At 45.7% G+C, this 22,433-nt stretch carries 15 protein-coding genes; 6 read left to right on the top strand and 9 right to left on the bottom strand.

The annotated features are described in order from the left end of the window. Both ACZOWY_RS04435 and ACZOWY_RS04430 read right to left on the bottom strand, forming a co-directional pair. Nucleotides 1–2,752, bottom strand: a 2,752-nt coding sequence (locus tag ACZOWY_RS04435; protein WP_484393282.1) for an efflux RND transporter permease subunit, incomplete at its 3' end; no start/stop codon positions are given. After that, nucleotides 2,749–3,891: an efflux RND transporter periplasmic adaptor subunit gene (locus ACZOWY_RS04430; RefSeq protein ID WP_484393281.1), complete on the bottom strand. Its 1,143-nt coding sequence runs from the start codon at nt 3,889–3,891 to the stop codon at nt 2,749–2,751. The genes ACZOWY_RS04435 and ACZOWY_RS04430, both read right to left, overlap by 4 nt. Nucleotides 3,892–4,498: 607 nt before the next feature. On the opposite strand from ACZOWY_RS04430, the gene ACZOWY_RS04425 reads away from it, so the two are divergent. From ACZOWY_RS04425 to ACZOWY_RS04410, 4 genes are all read left to right on the top strand, one after another. Continuing rightward, nucleotides 4,499–5,092 (top strand): hypothetical protein, encoded by a 594-nt coding sequence (locus ACZOWY_RS04425; RefSeq protein ID WP_484393280.1) that lies wholly within the window; start codon nt 4,499–4,501, stop codon nt 5,090–5,092. Nucleotides 5,093–5,272: 180 nt separating this feature from the next. Beyond that, complete coding sequence (locus ACZOWY_RS04420) at nt 5,273–7,249, top strand: TonB-dependent receptor plug domain-containing protein (RefSeq protein WP_484393279.1); 1,977 nt, start codon at nt 5,273–5,275, stop codon at nt 7,247–7,249. Between the two features lie 150 nt (nt 7,250–7,399). After that, on the top strand, nt 7,400–8,365 hold the full coding sequence (locus tag ACZOWY_RS04415) for an ABC transporter substrate-binding protein (RefSeq protein ID WP_484393278.1): 966 nt from the start codon (nt 7,400–7,402) through the stop codon (nt 8,363–8,365). Between the two features lie 350 nt (nt 8,366–8,715). Next, nucleotides 8,716–10,071, top strand: a complete 1,356-nt coding sequence (locus ACZOWY_RS04410; protein WP_484393277.1) for a hypothetical protein — start codon at nt 8,716–8,718, stop codon at nt 10,069–10,071. A 110-nt stretch (nt 10,072–10,181) separates the two neighbouring features. Here the strand turns inward: ACZOWY_RS04410 and ACZOWY_RS04405 are convergent, their stop codons facing one another. From ACZOWY_RS04405 to ACZOWY_RS04375, 7 genes are all read right to left on the bottom strand, one after another. Then, complete coding sequence (locus tag ACZOWY_RS04405) at nt 10,182–11,459, bottom strand: nitrogenase component 1 (protein ID WP_484393276.1); 1,278 nt, start codon at nt 11,457–11,459, stop codon at nt 10,182–10,184. Next, nucleotides 11,459–12,715, bottom strand: coding sequence for a nitrogenase component 1 (locus ACZOWY_RS04400; RefSeq protein ID WP_484393275.1), 1,257 nt, complete (start codon nt 12,713–12,715; stop codon nt 11,459–11,461). Before ACZOWY_RS04400 ends, ACZOWY_RS04405 begins: the two co-directional genes overlap by 1 nt. An 87-nt stretch (nt 12,716–12,802) precedes the next feature. Beyond that, nucleotides 12,803–13,564, bottom strand: coding sequence for an acyl-CoA dehydratase activase (locus ACZOWY_RS04395; RefSeq protein ID WP_484393274.1), 762 nt, complete (start codon nt 13,562–13,564; stop codon nt 12,803–12,805). A gap of 20 nt (nt 13,565–13,584) precedes the next feature. Beyond that, nucleotides 13,585–14,826, bottom strand: a complete 1,242-nt coding sequence (locus ACZOWY_RS04390; RefSeq protein WP_484393273.1) for a 2-hydroxyacyl-CoA dehydratase subunit D — start codon at nt 14,824–14,826, stop codon at nt 13,585–13,587. Next, complete coding sequence (locus ACZOWY_RS04385) at nt 14,817–15,761, bottom strand: 4Fe-4S binding protein (RefSeq protein ID WP_484393272.1); 945 nt, start codon at nt 15,759–15,761, stop codon at nt 14,817–14,819. The genes ACZOWY_RS04390 and ACZOWY_RS04385 overlap by 10 nt, the downstream gene beginning before the upstream one ends. Beyond that, nucleotides 15,751–16,542: a hypothetical protein gene (locus ACZOWY_RS04380; RefSeq protein WP_484393271.1), complete on the bottom strand. Its 792-nt coding sequence runs from the start codon at nt 16,540–16,542 to the stop codon at nt 15,751–15,753. The genes ACZOWY_RS04385 and ACZOWY_RS04380 overlap by 11 nt, the downstream gene beginning before the upstream one ends. Nucleotides 16,543–16,712: 170 nt before the next feature. Further along, nucleotides 16,713–17,540, bottom strand: coding sequence for a MerR family transcriptional regulator (locus tag ACZOWY_RS04375; RefSeq protein ID WP_484393270.1), 828 nt, complete (start codon nt 17,538–17,540; stop codon nt 16,713–16,715). Nucleotides 17,541–17,759: 219 nt separating this feature from the next. Between ACZOWY_RS04375 and ACZOWY_RS04370 the strand changes: the two genes are divergently transcribed. Next, entirely contained in the window at nt 17,760–20,012 is a 2,253-nt protein-coding gene (locus ACZOWY_RS04370; RefSeq protein ID WP_484393269.1) for a TonB-dependent receptor, read from the top strand. Nucleotides 20,013–20,297: 285 nt separating this feature from the next. Next, nucleotides 20,298–22,355 carry a TonB-dependent receptor plug domain-containing protein gene (locus tag ACZOWY_RS04365; RefSeq protein WP_484393268.1) on the top strand — a complete coding sequence of 686 codons (2,058 nt, stop codon included), beginning with the start codon at nt 20,298–20,300 and terminating at the stop codon, nt 22,353–22,355. Nucleotides 22,356–22,433: the final 78 nt, after the last annotated feature.

Raw genomic sequence — 22,433 nt, 5'->3', positions numbered from 1 at the left:
CGTCCATTACCAGAATACCGATCAGCGAATACAGGTTGATGGTGTTGTTGGTGAACAGCAGGAAAAAGATAGAGCCGATGATGCCCAGAGGTAATGAGAACATCCGGATAAAGGGAGTAAAGACAGATTCATACAGAACCGCCAGCAACAGATATATTAATAGTAGAGACATGGACAGCGCCATGATCATTTCTTTAAAGGAAGTGTTCATGGTGGCGGTCTGGCCGGAGAATTCATAGCGGCACCGCAGGTTGGCCGCTTTTATTTTTTGCTCAATTTCCTGCTTTACTTCGTTTAACGGGCGGTCGGCCAGGTTGCCCTGCACGTTGATGAAGCGTTCCTTGTTCAGGCGGCGGATGGTGGTGGGGCCCACCGTTTCTTTGATTTCCGCAATATCGCCTAAATACACGTTCCCGCTTTTGGCAGGGATGGGGATGGACTTCAGTTCGTCCATCTGGAAGCCTTCGCCCCCGGCAAAGCGGACATTGATCTCTGTATCCTTGCCGTGGTTATTCTCATCGTTGGCCAGCACGCCGGCCCTCTGCCCGGTGATGGCAGAAGCGAAAGATCGCAGCACCTGGCTCACGCTGGCACCGTAGTATTCCAGCTTGTCCCGGTCCACGACGACTTTCAGTTCCGGGTTTCCTTCCACATACGAGTTCTTTACGTCTTTTACGCCCTTTGTTTCTTTCAATATTTTTTCTACCCTGGCAGATTCTTCTGCCAGTACTTCCATGCTGGAACCTTTCAGCTCAATCTGTAACGGGGAACGCACCAAATTACGGCCGCCGGATACACCGGCTACGGAAGACTGGATCACATTGACCCGGGCGGAGGCGCTGCCCAGATTTCGCCGGGCAAAGCTGCGGATGTCTTCCGCGATGCTCCATACGCTGCGGGAGCGTTCGTTTTTATTGCATAAGGTAATGGAAATTTTACCGCTGCGTTCCAGCGTGGTGACATAGGAAAGATGATGCTTGATCTCCGGGATGGTACGCAGGTAATCGTCAAAGAGCAGCAACGCTTCATTGGTCTGCTGGGCATTGGAACCGATGGGCAGCTCTACGCTCACCTGAATCGCGCTTTCATCGGTTTTTGGCATGTACTCCGCGCCCACGATACCCAGGGGGATAAGCAAAAGACTGCATAAAAACAAAGCAACAATACCGGTCAGCAGCTTTTTGGGATGCTGCAGGCAGTTACGTAACAAAACTTCGTAACGCCGGATGGTATTCCGTTCCAGATTATCAAAAAAGTCCCAGATTTTTCCTTTGGGTTCTTCCGGCCCATTGGCGTATAACTGGGACGCCATCATGGGGGTCAGGGTGAAAGATACGAGCAGGGACATGAGGGTGGCGAACACGATGGTGAGACCGAACTGGCGGAACAGCTGCCCCGTGGCGCTCTGCATGAAGGCAATAGGTAAAAAGACGACTACGTCGCACAGGGTCATGGCGATGGCGGCCATGCTGATCTGCATCCGCCCCTGTTCGGCGGCGTCTTTGGCCTTATACCCGTTTTGCAGGAACCGGTGGATGTTCTCCAGCACGACGATGGAGTCGTCTACCAGGATACCGATACAGGTAGCCATGCCCATGAGGGACATCATGTTGAAGGTGAAGCCTGCGGCATACATCAGAAAGAAGGTGGCGATCAGGGAAGTAGGAATGGCAATCATGACCGCAGAGGCGGAGCGCCAGCCGCGCAGGAAGAGATACAGCACCAGCCCCGTGGTGACCAGGCCTTCCAGTAAGGTGCGCAGCGTGTTGTTCAGGGAATTTTTAACAAAGGTTGCCTGGTTATAGACCAGTGTGAAGGTGTAATCCGGATAGCTTTTGCGCAGCTCTTCCAGTTTTTTCAGCACATTGTCTGCCGTTTCCACGATGTTGCTGCCGCTGCTTTTATACACTTCCATAGAGACCGCGTCGTTGCCGTCCATGCGGGCGTAACGGGAGTTGCGCTTGTTTTTGACCTGGACCTCAGCCACATCCCGTACTAAAAAAGTACGGCTATTTTTGCTGATGCTGATCTGTTCAATATCCGATGCTGTTTTATACTGGGAGTCCAGGCGCACCGATATCTGCCGGTTTTCCGAATACACAGAACCGGCGGAGACCATGGTGTTCTCGCTGCGGATGGCGTCGGTGATATCCTTCAGGGTCAGGCTGTAGTAATTCAGCTTTTCCTGGTTCACCAGCACGGCGATTTCCTTTTCCGCGCCGCCGGTGACGGAAACATCCGCGACCCCTTCTGCCTGCTGCAGTTTTTCCTTAAAGAAATTCTCTGCCATGGCATTGAGGTCTGCCGCATCCTGCTTTCCGGTGACTGCGATTTCAATTACGGGATATTCTTCCGCGGAGCGTTTCAGCACCACAGGCTCGTCAATATCTGCCGGCAGGGAGCTGCGGATCTTGTTCAGCCGTTTGGTAGCTTCCACAGACATCAGGTTGGGATCCTGCTCCGGCGAAAGCTCAATAAACACTTCAGACCGTCCTGTCATGCTGACGGAACGGATTTCCTTGACTCCTTCCAGAGTAGAGATAGCGTCTTCAATGGGTTTGGTCAGCTGCTGTTCCACCGATTCCGTACTGGCGCCGGGGTACTCCACAATACAGCTGATATAGGGAGACTCTACGTCCGGCAGCAACTCTACGCCGATGTGGGAATAACTGAACAGTCCCAGCACCGCGATCAGCATAAAGATCATGGATATGCCGATAGGGCGCTGGATGGAAAATTTGGTAATGTTCATTTTTCTTCATCCTTTTTACCCAGATCGGTAACTTCCAGCCCTTCCCTCAGCCGGGAGACGTTGTCGGTGATGACCCGGTCGCCCGGTTGCAGCCCGCTGATGATTTCCACTGCATCCGCGTTGCGGATACCGGGCTGTATGGTTTTGCGGTGGACTTTTTTGTCATCGCCCAATACAAAAGCGTATTGTTTTCCGTTCAATTCCAATACAGCGCTTTTAGGAATGAAAAGCGCTTTTTCTTTTTGCAGAAAGCGCAGGGCTCCCTTGGCGAACATGCCGGACTTCAGCTGTCCGTCCGCCTTATCCAGCGCGACGCGTACCAGATAGTTTTTGGTTTCCTTGCTTTTATCCGGGCTTACAAAGGTAATCTTTCCGGTGTATTTTTTGCCCAGGGATTCCACGAGAACGGAAACTGTTTCTCCCGTCTTTAACAGGGCAGCGTCATATTCGGAAACCTGGCAGTCCAGATGCAGGCTGCTGTTATCTACGATGGTAAACAGGTGGCTGCCTGCCTGGGCATAGCTGCCCGCTTCCGCGTTGCGGAAGGTGATGACCCCGTCCCGTGGCGCCCGGATGGTCATGTCTTTCCGCTGGTTTTCCAGCAGCAGCATGGAATTGCGGCGCTGTTCCGCCCGCTGGGCCCGCTCGGCCACGTAAGCCGGTTTCCCTTCGTACAGCTTCTGGTTCGTCAGGGATTCCAGGTTGGCTTTGGCGCTTAGCATCTGCTGTTCTGCTTCATCCAGCGCCAGCTTGGAAACGGCACCCCGTTTAAACAGTTCCGTATAGCGTTCGTAATTTGTTTTTTTCAGATTATAATCGCTTTTGTATTTTTCGTAATTGGACTGATAGGTAGCATCATACCGTTCCGTATAAGCGTCATAGGATTTAAACTCGGCCTCCGCCCGGCTGACCTGGATGTTAATGTCCTTTAAGTCCTGCTGGGCCAGCACGTCTCCGGCGGAAACTTTATCCCCCAGATCCCTGTGCACTTCGGTGATCATGCCCGCGTATTTGTTGATGACAATGATTTTCGCCGCTGCATTGACCTGTCCGAACAGGGTGACGGTTTTGTACATGGGTTCTTCCGCCAGGACTTTGGTATGGGCTTCAATCACTACCGGCTTACGGTCTGCAGACACGGGATTCGTTTGCAGGTGACGAATGCCTGAAAAAAACAAAAAACCTGCAAGAATAATACAGAGAAAAGCCAGAGGCTTGTTGTCCTGCAAATATTCTTTCAGTCGGAAAAATACATTTTGAATTTGCACCAGCGATTTTTTTACATAATGCAAAAAATTTTTAAAGAAATTTGATAAACCGTCCATAGCGTTCTCCGTAATGTGATGCCGTTACATGTTCAGGTAATCAATCAAATGCCGGTCATTCATATCAGCGATACAAAACATGAGTGAAGAATGCAAATAAAATTAGTTGTTAAAAATAAAAATTATTATTAGGATTTATTCATTATATCATTCTTTGCATAATTATGGAAGAACAGGTCAACATTCCCGTGATTTCATCAGCCAAAATAAAATAAAAAAGTAAGTATTGTTTGTCGTACGGCCTTTGTTTCTCGTCTTCAAGTTCTGTTCTTAAAAATGTGTCGATGGTTTTGCAGAAATGTGAAATAAATTTGACAAGTTGTTGGTTTTGTAGTTTAATATGTAATGGAGTTTAATAAGAAATATTATCATTTAAATTATAAATCAAATCAATATCTGTTTTAAGGATGGAGGAAACGCATTGAAAAAGATTGCACTGCTATTGCTGGTGACCCTTTTGCTGACACTGCAGACTTCTGTTCTTGCTGCCCGCAGGCAGGTGGAAGAAGTACCGGAGAATCCCATGGACTGGAGCATCAGCACCAGCCCTGAACTGAGTGAGTCCGAAAAAGAAGCAGCCCGTTGGTCGCTGATCCTGGAAAACGATCTGGGCATTTACGCCTATGACATGAGCACACTGGGCTATGTTGCGGATAAAAACGGAACGGTAGACACGAATCTGGTGGGAGCAACCGTAAAGACCCTGTTCACCGAAAAAAAGATGCTGAAAAACCTGCAGGCTAAATACGCTGACAAGCTGAAGGGTAAGGAAAAAGTACAGTACTGTCTGCTGGACATGCAGTACAATATGCCGGAAAAAACGTATACGGTGAAAGAGATGCGGGTGTTCACCAATAAAAACCGCATCATTGAAACCAAAAAAAATAAAACCGGCTTCGTACCAGTTCCGGAAAAAACCTTTGCAGAAGCCATGTATGATATCTGCCAGCAGTTTGTGACGGAAATGAACGCGCCGGCAGAAGACGGGCAGAAACCGTCGTTGCTGAGTAAGTAACAGATGATGTACTGACAGATGATGAGATAAACCTGTTGCGAAGCAATTGATACAAAATGGTTGTAAGGCTTTTGCAAAACCTATTTTCAGTTTGCACTGCAAAGTACTGCAGGACCATGAAAGACTGGCTGCAGGAAACGCATACAATAAATTTTTTATTTATTAAGGGAGTGTAAAAAAATGAAACAAAGTCGAAAAGGTATGCTGATGGCCGCACTGATTTGCGGCACAATTGCGCCGGTACTGTTTACGAGTGCAAGTGCAAGCGCGGCGGAAGCAGAAGACGAGGCTTTACGTGCTTTTGACCTGAACCCGATGGTCATTACGGCGCAGCGCGCGGAAATGAGCGATCTGGATACACCTGCAGGCACGTCTGTAATTACGGCTGCGGATATTGAACGAAGCGGCGCCAAGACTGCGTATGAGATTATTGAACGGCAGGTAGGTATTACTAATAACGCATATGGCCCTGGAGGCCGTGAATTCGGTGGATCTTCAGCCCGTATCGTTTTACGCGGACTGGATAAAGGGACGTTGGTGCTGGTTAACGGGGCACCCTACAACCTGATGAACTATAACAGCACAGAGGGTATTCCCGCACAGGCTATAGAGAAAGTGGAAATCGTTCGTGGCGCCCAGGCAGCGTTATATGGAGCGGAAGCTGTTGGCGGCGTAATCAATATCATCACAAAGAAAGGCGGAGCTGATAAGACCACAATTTCTTATGGCGGTGGCAATTATGACCAGAAATGGAGTTTAACCTCTTCTGGTAAAAACTATATGTTCTATCTGAGCAAAGATTATTTTGGAGATGTAAGTAAGACCAATAAAATTTTCGAAAAATCTACAAGACAATGGAAATATCGCAACAGTACCAAAGATAATATGTTCTTGTCTGTGACTCCGATAGATAAACTGAGTATTCAGTGGGCGCATACCAAGGGACGGTTTTATCGTGATTCGTGGACCCGGAGTTCGGCTACCGGGAAACTGACCGGTGCAGGAACAGCTTACTATTATCCGGAAACGAGAGACAATGTAAGCGCGATTTACGATGATAAAGAGAATATGTTTAAATCCATTGTTTCTTACAATCGTCGCAGGGTTGATCCTCGTCAGGGAACGATTAAGGACTGGAAGTTTGGCGAAATGAAGTGGAACAAATCCTCTAACTGGACGCTTGACAGCTGGACATGGGATACGCAGAAGGGCTGGAATCTTCGCGGTGACAAAGACACATTTATTTTAGGCTTTGTTTTTAACAAGGAGAATACAGAGGTAGCCAAAACAGAGACAACCAGTGATAAGGGCGACAGAAAGACCTATTCTGTATATGCTTCTTACAAGTATCAGTTTGCGCCTAAGTTCTCTACAACATTAGGTGTGCGGGCAATGCATGTTTCTGACTATGGCGACAGCCTGAATAAAGTGGTACCGCAGTTCCAGACCTTATATAAGGCTAATGATAAAACTTCCTGGTACATCAATGTTGGTAAATCCTTTGAAATGCCGGCATTGAACCAGTATTTTGACCGTGAAGGAATTGAAGCAGTTACACCACAGGAAGGCTGGACTTATGAAACCGGTGTGAAAGTTGTTAACAAATCCAATTCCTGGAAATTTGACGTCTTCCATATGGATATTGACGGTAAATTTGAATGGAAGTACAGAGATCCTGCAGATCCCAAAACAGCATATTTAACAAATGTAGGTAATTGGAAGAATACCGGTGCAGAATTAGAATATACGCAGAATTTTAGTGATAAGTTAAAAATGCGTTTAGGCCTCATGTATGCAAATCCGAAGTCACAAGAAAAGGACGGCGATCCTTATGTGCAGGACGAAGCAAAACTGCAGATGACAGCTGGATTGGATTATCAGATTGGCAAGTTCACTGCTAACCTTAACTACTTGTATGTTGGCAAGAGACAATACTCTTACTACAACAATTTAGGTCAGAGTGCCAAAAACTATGGTTATGACCACAAAGTGCCTAACCGTAATTTGCTTAATGCTGCTTTTACTTATAAAGCAGACGATCATAATTCCATGCAGTTTGTACTGAACAATATTTTGGATAACCACGATACCATTAATAAATATGAAAACTGGAGCATGCCGTTTAACTGGATGTTGACATATAACTATACATTCTAAAAATGGTTTTGATCCAAATAATGAAGATTACTTTCCAAGCGGCGCTACCCGGCGCCGCTTTTTCTCTGTACAACTAATATCCACACAATTATTTGACGATGCGGTAGTGATGATGGCGAAAACAGTGTACCCGGAGTGTTTTAAGGAAAAATGAAAAACCTGGTGAAAGCAGTTGTGCTTTGTATCTGTTTTTCGTTGCTGTTTCTTACAGGGTGCGGCAGCGAGGCGGATAAAAAAGCGCTTCCTTACATAAAAAGTGAAAAGGCATACATGGGGCTGGTGGATACAGACGGAAAAGAGATTAAAAATCTGCCCCGGCCCTTCCGGATTGTGTCCCTGACGATTCGTTCTGACGAAATCCTGATGGAACTGGCTGAAAGAAAAACGATTGTGGCACTGAGCAAATGGGCAGATGATCCGGTCGCATCTAATGTAGCAGGAGAGACGAAACAAATCCCTCTGCGTGCGCTTCCGTCCGAAGAAATGATTCTGGGCATGAAACCGGATCTGGTGATTGCCTCACAGTCCCAGCCTTACGATTTGATTTACAGGCTGCGCAGCCTTGGTATTCCGGTGTATGTTTGCCCATTGGCGCATAGTATTAACGATACGGAAAAGCTGATCCTGGATTTGGGAAAGCTGCTGCATCGGGAAGCAAAAGCGCAGCAGATGGTCAACAGAATGGAAGATGTGGTTCAGGAATTTGCGCAAAAGACTGCAACCATACCGGAAGATAAACGGGTGACGGTATATCGTTTTACGGTAAGTGGCGGCAATGGTGGGAAAAATACTTACTATGACGATGTTTGCCAGAAAGCAGGTGTTAAAAATGCGGCGGCGCAGATGGTGTTCCGCGGTACGCAGCTTTTACCGAAAGAGCAGGTGCTGCAGATGAATCCGGATGTCATTTTCCTTCCAACCTGGGACTGGAGCGGCAAGCTGGATCTGGCAGCCTATAAACGGGATATTGTGGAAGACCCGGCTTTGCAGACGGTTAATGCGATTCGGAATAAAAGACTATACGTGATCCCCGATACCCATATGCTTTGTTCGTCCCAATATATGGTGGAATGTATCCGAGACATTTACGAAGCGTGTTACGGGGAGCAAAAATGAACTTCGATAATACCCGGGTGTAAAAACACCCGGATTTTTTTCGTAAAGCCGCATGGTTACTGGGTTCAGACCCTACGCACTCATTAATATAGGATAGATAAACGGTTATGCATCAGAAAGGCATAACTGAAAGAATGATAATTCAATCTGTCTGAGAGTGCGGTCATGGAGTTTTGCGTGAAAATCGGGCCTTGTAATTCACTTTGTTCTGCTGTATAATACCTTCTCGTTGGGAGAATACCGAATATACGGTTCCCCCGGTATTTTGTACAGGAAAAGGGGTTCTTACTATTATCAGTGACCATTTTGACAAAAACAGGAAACTTACCTTCCGCATTGTCGATTCGCCCATGGGGATTGGCAAAAGTTCATATTTACTGGACTATCTCCGGTTTGGCGCTTTTTACTTCAAAGATGATTCCTATCTGGAGTCGCTTCGGCGCACCGGCTTTTTTGATGATGTGCAGAAAGCCCGTTTCATCATTTTCGTTTCTACTATCAGAGAACGGGACGAACGCTTCTTGCAGGAACTGAATGCAAAATGTCCGGAACAGCCTCCTTACAACAAAAGTATCCTGGACCTGATCCGCAACGGCGAAAACATCGTGACCACACAGTCTTTGTTCGGCCTGTTCAATGACGAAACCGTGGAAGCGTTCCGCAAAAGCGATTGTGTGTATCATGCTTTTTTCGATGAAATACCCTCCCTGTTCCGTGAAGTGGTTGGTGGGGCCCAGCGGCCTGACACATTTGACGGCGTCACCCGTTTTGGTACGGCAGATGTGTTGCTGATGCAGCAGGAACATATGATCGTGAACAAAAATGGGAGGGTAATGTTCAATCCCGATTGTGACTATAACCGGCAAAACAAAGAGTACAAGGTTTTCGATGCCATAAAGAATCTGAGCCGGAGCTGCACACTGTATCCCTCCGGCAATAAGGACGGCCGGTTCACCTCTATCGTGGCTTTTGCGAAGCGGGAGCTGTTTTCCTGTTTCGAAACCTGCTGGTTTTTTTCGTATCTGACCCACGGCAGCATGCTTCAAAAATATTGTCTGTTGAACGATATCGGTATGGAGTATTGCCACATTGCAGACGGATATATCAGGGAAAATCCGGGCGGGGAGTATAAAGAAACTTATCCAGAGGGAATGGAACGCCTGGTGATCCTGGATGATAAGCTGTTTAATATGGAAAGCAGTCTGTCCAAAGAATGGTACAAACGGCTGCGTACCGACAAATCCGGTCTTGGCTTGAAAACGCTGAAAACACGTTTCCGGAATGCCTATGAATTTATGAGAGAACATGGCGTGCGCAGCAATACGTTTATGTTTACTGTGTTTAATGCATACAAAGATATGCTGCAGAGCGATGGCCGGCACTATCCTACCATGAAGCGGTTTCTTCCCTGCAACACCAAAGCCACCAACGATTACAGCAATTGCACGGGCGTGGCGTATCTGTGTAACCGTTTTTACGATGTGAACTGCACGAACTTTCTGGCCCAACGTGCCAAAGAACAGAATATTCCGGAATTGGAGTTTGATAATGACAATTATGCATTATCTGAACTGCTGCAGTTTATCTGGCGTTCCAATATACGGATCAAGGATTCAGACAACTTGGTGTACGTTTGGGTGCCGGACAAACGCATGCGCTGTTTGTTGAAGGATTTCCAGCGACGGGCTCTGGAAAATAAAGATTAAAAAATTAAAGAACCACGACTCCGCAATGCCCGTCAGCAATGGCGGGTATTTTTGTGCAAAGTAAAAGCGGCGCTTTCCAGCGCCGCTAAACAACTGCAAGCAATAATATCTTACGCCTTTCTCATATTATCAATATAGAACTGCCAGAGGAAACGCAGCAGGTTACGACATCCGTTGATGCCCATGTAAGGCTGGAATACGGCGGCGTCAAAACAAGGGTAGGCGATGCAGCAGAAGCTGTTGCCGGATTGCTTGCATTGCGACACTGCGAGTGCGTGTTCTGCCGAGCTGGAAAGCAGGATCCAGTCCGGGCTTTTGGCAATCAGCTCAGGGTCAAAGTAACGGTGGAATTTATAATAATCCGCATTGTCCAAAGAAAGATAGTCCGTCGCGTCGTCATACACAAACAGGTTCATGGTTTCATAGTTGGTCAGTTCTTTACGCAGCGCTTCCGCAATTCCGTAGACTGTAGAATACGAACCGGCTACATTAATCTCAGAAATCCACAGATCGCCGAATATTTTACGAAGTTTGCCTGCTTCTGTTTTCAGTTCAGCTTTTTGCGCAGTAAAGAACGCATGTACTGCTTTTGCTTCAGAATCCGGGAAATGCAGTGTTTTCATAATTTGCAGCAGCCACTGCATTGAACCTTCCAGTCCATAGGGTGGGAGCGTGAGCAAATAGGGAATGCCGTATTCCGCATACAGAAACTCAGCCAGTTCTTTTCCCAGTTCCGGAACGATTACTACATTCAGCGAAGCAGTCCGCAACTTTTGCAGATTGGCAAGGGTCATGGCACTGCCCACATAATTCACGACCTGAATTCCGCCAGTTTCTAACAGGGACATGAGTTCTTTTTTATCATTTGTAAAATTAAAAAGACTGTCTGAAACACCGATTATATTGATTGAACGGTTATCAACAGGAGACTCAGCAACAGGGAAGGACTTGAAAAATGCCCTGGCTGCCTGACGCCAGCCTTCGTAAAAACCGCCTTCCAGGCCTCCGGAATCTAAAACGATGACAGGGCAGGAAAAACTAAACCGCTGGGCGATGCCGGCTATGTCATCGCCAATCAGGCTGGCGGCGCAGTTATTCTGAATGAACAGAATGGAGGGATTTTTTGTTTCTTTTATTTTTTTCAGTTCCCTTTCCAGCAGGTTTTCTGTTCCGAAGATAATGCTTTCTTCCTGCAGCTCTGTACAGAACAACCGGGAACGTATCGGCTGGCGAAAGGTTTTTTCCAGATTATGAAGCATCTGCTTAAAACAGAAACGGGAACCGTTAATCAGGAGAACTGCGTCTTTTATTGCGCAGAAAAAGCTGGCAGCGCCAGTGATCGCGCAATGGTTGGTCTCGCAGTTCACAGATTTATACTTTTCTTCCATTATAATACCTGCCTTGTATGAGATTGTTTTCTTTCGCATCGGAACACCTGATCAGCAAAATCACGGAACCCATGAGCCCCAAAGGGGGCGTGGATGTAAGGAATCTGGACGTAATTATCCGGCGCGTTTCCCATGCGCCGGAGCGTGAAGACGAAATCCACTTCTGCTAATATACTTTCATCACAAAGCGGAAAACCAAGCTGTCGGAGGGGGAGGGTCACCTCGTCTACCGTAGCATAGGTGGGCTTTTCTTCCGGGTGGCTGATGATGATTCCTTTGATGGCAATACCTGCCAGTTCAGCGAATTCCTTCAGCCAGTTCAGATATACAGGGATCTTAGGCAGCCCGGGGAAGTAAAGGACTGCTGTTTTTTTCTCCAGAAAAGGTTTTCGCTTTGTCAGTATCTCTGTGAATTCATTTTCAAGACTTTGTATGGACTCATCCAGTATGCCGGGCTCGACATTTAGTTTTGTGCCAACTGCGCGAAGCCATTCCAGGGATTTTTTGCAGCCGATGGGATCCGGCGCGGCGATGACGGGTATGTTTAACTTTTTACCCAGATTCGTTGCTATTTCCCGGTAGGGTTCGGCGATTTTTGTATAGGAACCGCACAGCAGGATGGCCCGGGACCGGTTCAGTTCTGCCATTTGCCGGACATCCGTATATCCGGGAAACACGGCGTTGATTTTAATATTCCACAAGGCAAGGGCGTTTTGAATAAATTCATATTCATAGTTATTTGTTTTGTCAAGGATCCCGCAGAGGATCACCTCGTTTTCTTGTTCACTTCCCGGAGAAACAAAAGTGTCTATAAGGAAACGGCCAGCAGAGACCATTCCTGCTTCGTAGCCGCCGTTCATGAAGCCGCAGCAGGGAATGGCGAAGATGGGGATATTATACTGTTGACTGACTTTATTGCAGACTGCGGCCACATCATCACCGATCACACCCACCACGCAGGAACTGCCTACAAAAATATACTTCGGCTTTTCGGAACGGATCGCGCTGACGAGACAGTCTTCCAGCTGTTCCTGTGCGCCGAAAATCGCATTCGTCCCGGATATGTTCGAAGTATAAATTGGGGTCGGCCTGTGTTGGCCTGGCACATAACGCCGCAGTACGTAACCGTCCTTTTCCCGGATGATCTGCCCGCAGGCTTTCGGGCTGTGCAACACGACAGCGCAGTCCGGGGAAAACCCGGCTACCCTTCGTATGCCTGTCATACTGCAGCCGTAGCAGTTGCTGTTTACGGACATAGGAACGCCTCCCTGTTAGATTTAAAAATATCAGACGTGCGCAGCTTGTTATGAAACAGACTGCAATTTTTGTCAGAGCGGAGAGTGTCAAAAAGAACTGGCTGCTCCGAAAGCGACGGTAAACTGCGGATATTCCAGAACATTCACATCAGTAAAAAGTTCGTCTTCGATTGCTTCAATCAGCCCGGTATTGTTGGCAGAGCCTCCGTCCAGATAAACGCCTTCGGAAACATCGCTGGTAATCATGCCGGAGATGCGCCGGGCAATGGATTCATGAAGGCCTTTGATGATAGCTTCTTTAGGAGTTCCCTTGGCAATCAGGGAAACGATCTCGCTTTCTGCAAATACGACACAGGTACTGTTGATGGTAGCGGCTTCCGGCGCCAACGCGGAAAGCCTTGCGAAATCGTAGATAGAGGTGTCCAGAATACGGGCTGCCATTTCAAAAAAGCGGCCGGTTCCGGCGGCACATTTATCATTCATTTTAAATTCAATAACTTTACCGGCATCGTCTACCTGAATAATTTTAATGTCCTGACCGCCTATATTGATAATAATTTTTGCCTGCCCATTGCTTAATATATGCATTCCCAATGCATTGGCGGAAACTTCATCAATAACATGGTCGGCAGTCTGCATCAGGCTTTTTCCGTAACCTGTGGCTGCAATTCCGGCAATATCGCTTTCCGAAGCTTTCAGAACCTGCAAACCTTCGACAATAACCTTTTGTGCGAGTGCTTCCTGCCCGGGAGCAGTAGGAATGGCCTTAAGCCAGACGATGCGGCCATTCTCTGTAAATACAATCTTGATTGCTGTGCTTCCCAAATCTACACCAATTAAATATGACATGTATTCCCTCCCGTGAAAAATCACAATGTCTGCCGGAATGCCTCCAACCGGGTCAGTATATTCTGACTGTCTTCCCGGCCGTAATCGGTTTCAATCTTTATAAACTTCAGACCCTGTTCTTTCAGCTTCTGTTCAATGGTAATCGCTTCAATGTCGTAAGGATGGCAGCCTTTCAGAAGATTATATACGACACCTTTGATCTGATAGTCTTCCGCGGCGTTTAATATATTATTGATACGCCGGTCATTCTCCGTAAAAGTAGGACAGATGCAGGCTTTGTGATAACGTTCGCTGAGCGCCCGTAGCATCCCATATTCTGACGGATCGTCATAGACGACAGCGCCGGGCAGGATACGTTCCGAAGAACAAAGATCGTCCGCAGCAACCTGCATGCCGGCCTGTTCAATTAATTCAGGCAGCTTGTAGTTGGGAAAGATGACAGGGGACCCTGCAATAAACACGTTGCAGGGGACTTTCACGGTATCTGCTGGCTGTAACTTCTGCACCACTTTTTCTGCTTCGGCAAGCCACCGTTCAGGCGTATCTAAAAGAAAACTGTTTGCAATCAGCAGGAACCAGACTTCTGAAAGCATGCCACGGGCTTTCAGTTTCTCCAGCTTTTTCAGAACGGACCAGACTCTTCCGGTTTGTTCTATAGCGTGGGCCAGGTTTTCCGGCTTCAGCTTATACCCTGTCAGTTTTTCCAGAAAATACTTCAGGTCGTAGAGTTCCTCCAACCACCGCTTCTGGCTCTTTTCAGTATCTTTTACATGGGGAAGTTCCATATAGTGTACTGTTTCCCTGTCGAGGCCCATAATCTCAGGAAGCTTGACAACCCAGTCACAGGTCGTGGGCAGGATCAGTCCTTTAAAATCCTGCGTCCGGTTTTGATATAATGAAAAATTTCCCATGAAGGATTTCAGCATGGGGCACATCAAAACCGGCAGGCTGGAGGCAGTTACCTGCTGGACAGTCTGGGATCCGCCGCAAAGACGGATGGGATGTAGGTCAAACGCGAGAAAAATATCCACAGGGGCCTGAATACAGAAAAGGCCGACGACCGGTTTTTTTACACGTTTTGAAACTTCTGTTATCTGGAAAGGCTCGCTTACCAGCTCCAGAAAATACGAATATTCATCAAGATAATCCGGCCGGGCTTGCAGCTGTTTGCGCTCCTGCTCATATTCTGCCAGGGTTTTCTGGCGGAACCGTGCATAACGGCGGGCCTGACGGTCGTCAGGTGTTCTGGTTGTCATTTCCATAAGTTAGTTTTCTCCGTTATTACATAATCCGTGGAAGAAACGAAAATCTCTTTTTTACCGAATTTTAAAGTCAGTGCCCGGTCAACAGGACAGGACTGCATGCAATTTGTGCAGAGGATGCAATCTTCCGTCATCACATTCTTATCTTCTTTTGTATCGTGCACATCCCGTATCTCCATGGGACACAGGCGCTGGCAGTTTCCGCAGCCGCTGCAGCGGCGCGCCTTTTTTGTAAACTGTACCGGGCTGAAGCGGTTAAAGAGCTGGATAAGAGGAAGCATGGGACAGATCAGGCAGAAGAAACGGTCTTTAAAGAAACTGCCGATGACGGTGATTCCGGCTAAGAATACATTAATGAAGGTAAGAATTAAAGTGACTGTATTGCTGTAATCCAGTGCCAGCCGCCGTACATCTCCGGCAAAAAGAGGCATGATGGGGTGCGCGGGACAGATTTTGCAGAACAGGATATAGAAGTCGTCAGATAACAGCCCGGCAGTTATTAATGGCGGAACTGCAAAAATCAGAATCAGAAAAACATATTTGACAGGCTTTAATGCATCGCGTACATACCAGGGGAGTTCGATTTCTCGAATTCCTGCTTTTTTTCGCAGGGTGCTTAATACGTCCTGCAATGTTCCGAAAGGGCAAATCCAGCCACACCACAATTTGGAAAGCAGCAGGGCGGAAATCGCAAACACAGCGAACCACATGAGATGTTGCAGCCCGACGTAGGTTAACATCTGATCGTACACTGCGATGCCGAACAGACCGACGCGCTGCAGGAACATCAGAAAACAGTACCCACCGCAACCGGAAACATACGGACAGCTGAAGCAGGGGACAGCATAACCCAGATGAAACCCGAGACGACCGCCATAAGTAAGGAACAAAAAGCTGCAGGCCTGAACTACGATCCGTATCCGGTTAATGGGCATGATAGGATGACCTCCTCATATACCAGAGAAAAACGGCTGCCGCCAGCAGGAAACCGGCCACAAAGGTAAACAGCCCGTGTTTCAGGTTTCTGTAATGATAACGGTTATCAAAGAAGCGGATATAAGCGGTGTGAGTAAGGGTTTTCCCGTTTTCTTCAACTGTATTTATAAAAACCCTGGACACGCTTTGCGAGTAATCCACCTTCATTGTTTTGGCTGCCGGAAGGTTATAGGTGAAGGTTTGGTTTGAGGGAAGAAAGAGGCTTTCAGTCTTTTTCTCCAACGGGGAATATATTTGAATGGTTTTGGCTTCCTTCATTTCTGTTCTTTGATACTGAAAACGCACCGGCATCCCTTTCATGGCATAGGTTCTGGAAGCGAGAGAAAGTTTGGGCGGTGTGGCTGCCGGACTCTTCCGGTTGGTATCCAGCCATGCTTTTGCGTTATAACCTTTGCCCAGCAGTCGGATTGGGGTCTGAAGCAGGTAGTCTGTGTTTTTGAAGGTTGCATTTAAAAACACATAGATCGAACTGTACAGCGGTGTGACAACACGGAACATGTTTTCCCCGTTCTCTAGCTTTTGCAGCGGTGTCTGAATCATAGTATTTCTTTGCAACGTATGCAGACAGAATCCTTCGCCGGTTTGCAGACTGGTAACAGAAAAACCGGGATCCGAACTCTTTATTTGCAAATCGCAATAAGCAGAACCGTCTGTAAGATAGCCGGTTTTAACCGGTTCAAGCCAGAGCACGGGCGGCGTGGTCTCCGCAAAGCCAGTCATTGTGTGCCACCAAAGCATACCGATGATACCGGTTAGAATAAAGATAAGTTTATTGAAATGACGAGGAAGAAGTAGTTTCAGCTGCATGTTTATCTCCGATTCTGAATAGCAGGGCTGCCGCAGTGTAAAACAATTACACACTTAAAAGGAAAAACGATAGCTATGAAACATTACCTGTTCGTGTAATTCACCTGGATACAGATGCGGGAAATTCTTTGTTTCCAGTCTGTTGTTTCATAATGGCTGCTGCCTACCGGCATTATATAAACGGGGCCGCAGATTGTCAGGCGGTTTGTTTTAATGAAGCGTTTCAGCGCATTGAGTATTTCCGGAGGCACCCTGAAATGATTGCAGTTACAGTAAACGGTAACATACAGTCCTTTTTTGTCAGGCGTTCCGGTTTTTTCTTTTAAAAAATCGAGCAGGATAAAATGATAGGAATCAAAACCTTTAGAAGAGAAAAAAGCCCGGGAATCTATGTAACGACCGTAAAAAAAACGGTGCATGTAATCTTTTTGGAGATAGGGACGGAGAAACCCTGCAATTGTACGAATACGATCCTTTACCGGTTGCGAAAGGTTAATCTCACATTCTGCAAGATAGTGGATCAGGGGCAGTTCCTGCAGCATGATCTGATTGACAGTTACACCTTCTGAATCGGTTAAGGATTTAATACTTGCCAGCAGTTGTTGCTCATAATTCTGATATTGTGCTATTTTTTCACGGCAATCTTTCAGCTTTTCGCTGTACAGGTGATTCAGCTGCTCTGTGCTTTTGTAGCTCAGGAAGCGTTTGATGTCCGGAAGCGAGATGTCAAGTTTACGTAATGCGATTATATTTTCCAGAATATAATACTGGTTGGCTGCGTAAAATCGAAAGCCCTTACTGTCCGTGTGGGCAGGTTTTAAGATTCCCTGCCGGTCATAATACAGCAGGAGTGATTTGGAAATGCCACATAAGTCAGCTAATTCACCGGGAGTAAAATAATCTTCGTGCATTTTAAAATTCCTCTTGACTATGTAATAGTAACATACCGTAAAATGCAAATACATTAATATATAAATGATATTTATTAATATTCAATACTAAATATAGCAAATGTTTTGTGCGTTTGCAATATTGAGTTAGCCAATCGTTTCTGTTTGAAGTAAAAGAAATGAACATCCCGGTATGATAACAGGTTTAAAAAATATTAATAGCTGGAAGGAGATTTTAGTGTGAAAACAAAAATGACCAGGGGAATGTTGATGGCGGCGTTAATCTGCGGTACGGTTACTCCTCTGCTTTGGGGAGGAACGGACGTGTATGCAGCGGAAGCGGAGGAGAACTTAAGCAGCTTTGCGCTGGATGAAATGGTTGTGACGGCGACCAGAACATTAAAGGCAATTGAAAATGTGCCGGCTGCGGCCCATGTGGTGACGGAAGAAGAAATTGCGGCAAAAAATGTGAATGACATCAAAGAAGCGCTGCAGATGCTGCCTGGTGTGTACATGGACCAGAGTGGAATGGGCAATATCATGATACGCGGGTTTGACAGTACCGATATTCTGGTATTGATTGACGGACAGCCTGTTAATTCCGGTTATAATAATACGATGAACTGGGAACTGGTTCCGGTCGAAAGGGTCGCGCGTATTGAAATGGTAAAAGGCGCTGCATCTTCCCTTTACGGCGGGCGTGCAGTAGCTGCGGTAGTTAACATTACAACAAAAGATGCGAACAAAAAATTCGGTGGCAGCGCCGTTCTTTCCTACGGTACTGATAAAACCTGGAAAAAGGCTGTCAGTGTAGATTCTAAATTAAACGACAAGTGGTCGATTGGGGTAGGTTATGAAAAACGCGAGACAAATGGCTTTGCCAGCGGATATAACCGTTCTGTGGCGGCAAAAACCAGCGGTAGCGCTGATTATGAAGCAAACCTTCCCAGGCTGAGTGACGGTAAATATGTATATGGCGAGCGCGGAAGACGTAAACTTGAAAACGAAAACTATTCGTTCAATATCAAATACGATTTTGATAAAGATAAGTCGTTAAAATATACGTATACACATGCAGAGAACACATATACATACGGAACTCCGAAGAGTTACGTGTATGACAACAGCGGGAATCCGGTTTTTAAAGGTAATGTGAAAACACAGGATGGCACGATTGTTACCATGCCGGCCAGCGGGCTGGGATATCTTCTCGGGTATGACGGCAAGCGGGAAACGAATATTCATACGCTGAATTATCGGGATGAAGCGAACAAACTGGCTGTGAATTTGGGTATTACCGATACACGGCGGGATGGATACAGCGGTCCTTCCGGCAATCCGACGGATCCCTATTACAGTGGCACCGGTACGGATTCGTACTTCCCAAGCAAAGCTTATAATTTGGATTTCCAGAAGGCATGGGAGAATATTGGAAAACATACAATTGTTGCAGGCTTCAACGTCAAGCAGGAATCGTTTGACCAGAAACGCGTTAATTTATTGCGCTGGAAAGATCACGGTTCTGTGAATCCGGATTACGGCCTGTTTGAAAAACATGGAGGGAAAGGCAGAAATCTAGCGCTGTTTGTTCAGGATGAAATCAAAGTTTCCGATCCTTTTACCGTGTATTTGGGCTTACGTTATGATTACTTTAAAAAATATGACGGATATTCCCGGTTCATCAATAAAGATGGCAGTTATTCCAGAAGTATTGACCACGGTTCCGGAAGCTATAACGAATTGAGTCCGAAGGTTGCTTTAGAATGGAAGACGGATGATAAGACCAATTTCTATTTGAGTTACGGACATTCCTTTAACCCGCCTCCGATGTATCAGGTCTATCGTTACAGTACAAGCTCGTCAGGTGATGTGGTAGCCAACCCGGATTTGGATCCGGAAACCTCCGACACCTTTGAAATTGGTATGAAGAAAAAGTTGTCCGACAAAACAAGCCTGGGATTGTCTGCGTATTATGTTAAAACCGATGATAAAATCGTCTACACTACGCATACAAAAACAGAGACGACTCCGCAATACAAGAACTACATAAATTTTGGATCAGAAAAACGCCGGGGCGTTGAACTCGAATTGAACCACAAGTTCTCTGATTCATGGAGCGCCTATTTGAATTATGCATGGCAGATTGGTAAATTGCGCAGGGGTGATTTAAGTGGAACGAACCTGAATAATACGATGGCAGGTATTTATGGAATTCCGCGGCACCTGCTGCACACAGGCGTAAACTATAAAAAGGATCGCTGGAATGTCCTGTTAGATGCCCAGTATGTCAGCGAGCGGCAGGCATCTGACGAAGTGACCGGAGAATACGGTTCTGAAGATTCGTTCTTCATCATGAACCTCGCAGTAAACTATGCTTTTGCAAAGAACGCAATTCTGCAGGTAGGTATCAACAATATTCTTGACCGAGAGTTCTATTGCAGCGATGCGGCTTCCGGACGGCACTACACAGTCGGACTCAGGTACAATTTCTAAATCGGTTATAGTAAAGCGGCGTGAAAAACGCCGCTTTTTTGTTCTTGTGAAATATTTGTGATTTACATGTTATAAAAAATATGATATTATATCTTAAATATTTGCTAATAGGAAATATTACGATATTTATTCTTTGACAATATAATTGTCAGACTTTGTTTTTGATTATATAAATTGCAGTGAAGCTTGAATTGCAAGTGTAGTACTGCAGGACCATGAAAGACTGGCTGTGGGAAACGCTTTCAATAGTTTTTTATTATTTTTTAATGCGAAAGGAGTTTTCTTATGAAAACGAAATTAACCAAAGGCATGCTGATGACCGCATTAGTTTGCGGAGCGATTGTGCCAGTACTTTGTGGCGGTGCAAGCGTGTATGCAGCGGAAACGGAAAATGCTGATGCATTGAGCAGTTTCGAACTGGACCCGATGATTGTGACGGCTACCAAAACAGAGATGAAAACTTTGGATGTTGCCGGTTCAGTAGAAGTTATTGATCGGGAAAAGATTGAAAACTATGGAGCCGGTAACGCTTTTGAAGTCTTAAGAAATGGCATCGGCATTGACATACATTCCCAAAGTGTAAACGGTACAGCTATGGGTACTATGACCAGCAGGATAAGGATTCGTGGCGTAGATAAAGGCACTTTAGTTTTGGTTAACGGGGTTCGGCTGAACCAGGATGGCAAGTACAATCTGGAAAATATCCCGTCAGAAGCTATTGAACGTATTGAAATCGTGCGAGGCGGCGGTTCTGTCTTATATGGTTCTGAAGCAACTGGTGGTGTTGTCAATATCATCACCAAAAGGCACATGAAGAACAGCATAAAGGTGGAAGCGGGTAACTATGGCAGAGAACGTTATTCGGCCAATCTTAATCTCGGTAAGTTTAGTGCTGTCGTGAACTATCAGAATAAAGGCAAGGTTAAAGATTTTTCGGAAACATTTTATGCAAAAGAGACTGCGTCAAAAAAGTCAAAAATTTATGATTATATAAAAGGATCGAATAAGAGTATTCTTTGGAATTATGACATCAATGACGCTTTAACGTTTACTCATAGTTATGCTGAAAGTCATAATACAATTCTTATGCACCATCCAAAAACTGGAGTATTCAATGATGGCAGCCGGTATGAGAATACAGAGAACACTTTCCTGTTAAGGTATGATAAGGATGGTTGGAAAGCTCATGTGTCATACGGAACACAAGAAAAGGGATATGACAAGGATTATCCTGGAATGACCCCGTATAAATATTTCCGTAGAGAGGGAATTAGTACTTCCAGTTGGAGAAAAGGACATAACTGGGATGTGGATGTTAACAAGTCTTTTGATATTGGAAAGAATAAACTGCTTGTAGGCGCAAGTTTCCAGAGAGAAGATATGGATGTATACGGCTACAATAGTAATAAGCCATTGGATTCTAATTATAAGAGGAATGTGTATTCTATTTATGCATCATTCGATTGGAACTTGGGAAAATCTGATAATTTAATTTTAAATGCACGACAGACATGGGCTAATAATGTCAGCTTGTTTAAAAAAGAATTGAAGACAGGCAATACGGAGACTCTCTCTAATAAAAATATGAGTAAATTTACTCCTGAAGTTCAGTACATTCATAAAATTACTGATGACAGCCGTTTCTATGCCAAGGCTGGCAAATCGTTTAGGTTGCCAGATATAACGAAAATTTTTGGCAGTACCGGCACAATTATTGCAAACCTTGATTTGAAACCGGAAAATGGAACCCACTATGAACTTGGGTATAAGAAGGACTTCAATAAAGGTGATTTGAGAGTAGCACTGTTCTCCTACAAAATTAAAGATTCCGTAGAACGTGACAGCGGCACTCCTCTCGAAGGCAATGTAGTGTATGCGAATGCTGATGTTAGAAATACCGGTATTGAAGTGGAAACAAGATTTAAACATGATGATCATTGGAGCACCAGTTTAGGAATCATGTACGGAAGACCGCAGAGGAAACAGAATACATGGAGCGATAAAGGTGCCAATTGGCATGATCAGTTCGAAAGATATCAGTTAAATGGTTCCGTAAATTATCGAAGCGGAAAATTTAACTCTATGTTAAGTGTTGTCTTTAATGGGGACAGATCTACAGATGATGAAAATGATGGGAAATTAAAACCGCAGTGCTTTACGGATTTACATTTGTCCTATGCTCCGGCAAAGGATCACAAATTCTTCTTCCACCTGAACAATATATTTGACAGAAAGGACTGGACAGGCTCTGCAAGCACTCCTGACATTTCTGCAAGTGGTGACGGTTCCTATTATTACACCCTCGGCCGTAACTTTATGTTAGGTTATGAATGTAGTTTCTAATTTAACAACTGAACAATTGCAAATGTTGTACATTGTTTAATGCTATTGAATTATTTTTGGGCGGCCTCTCTCAGGTCG

This window comes from Succiniclasticum sp., from assembly GCF_056977735.1.
This window is presented reverse-complemented; position numbering and strand designations above follow the sequence as displayed.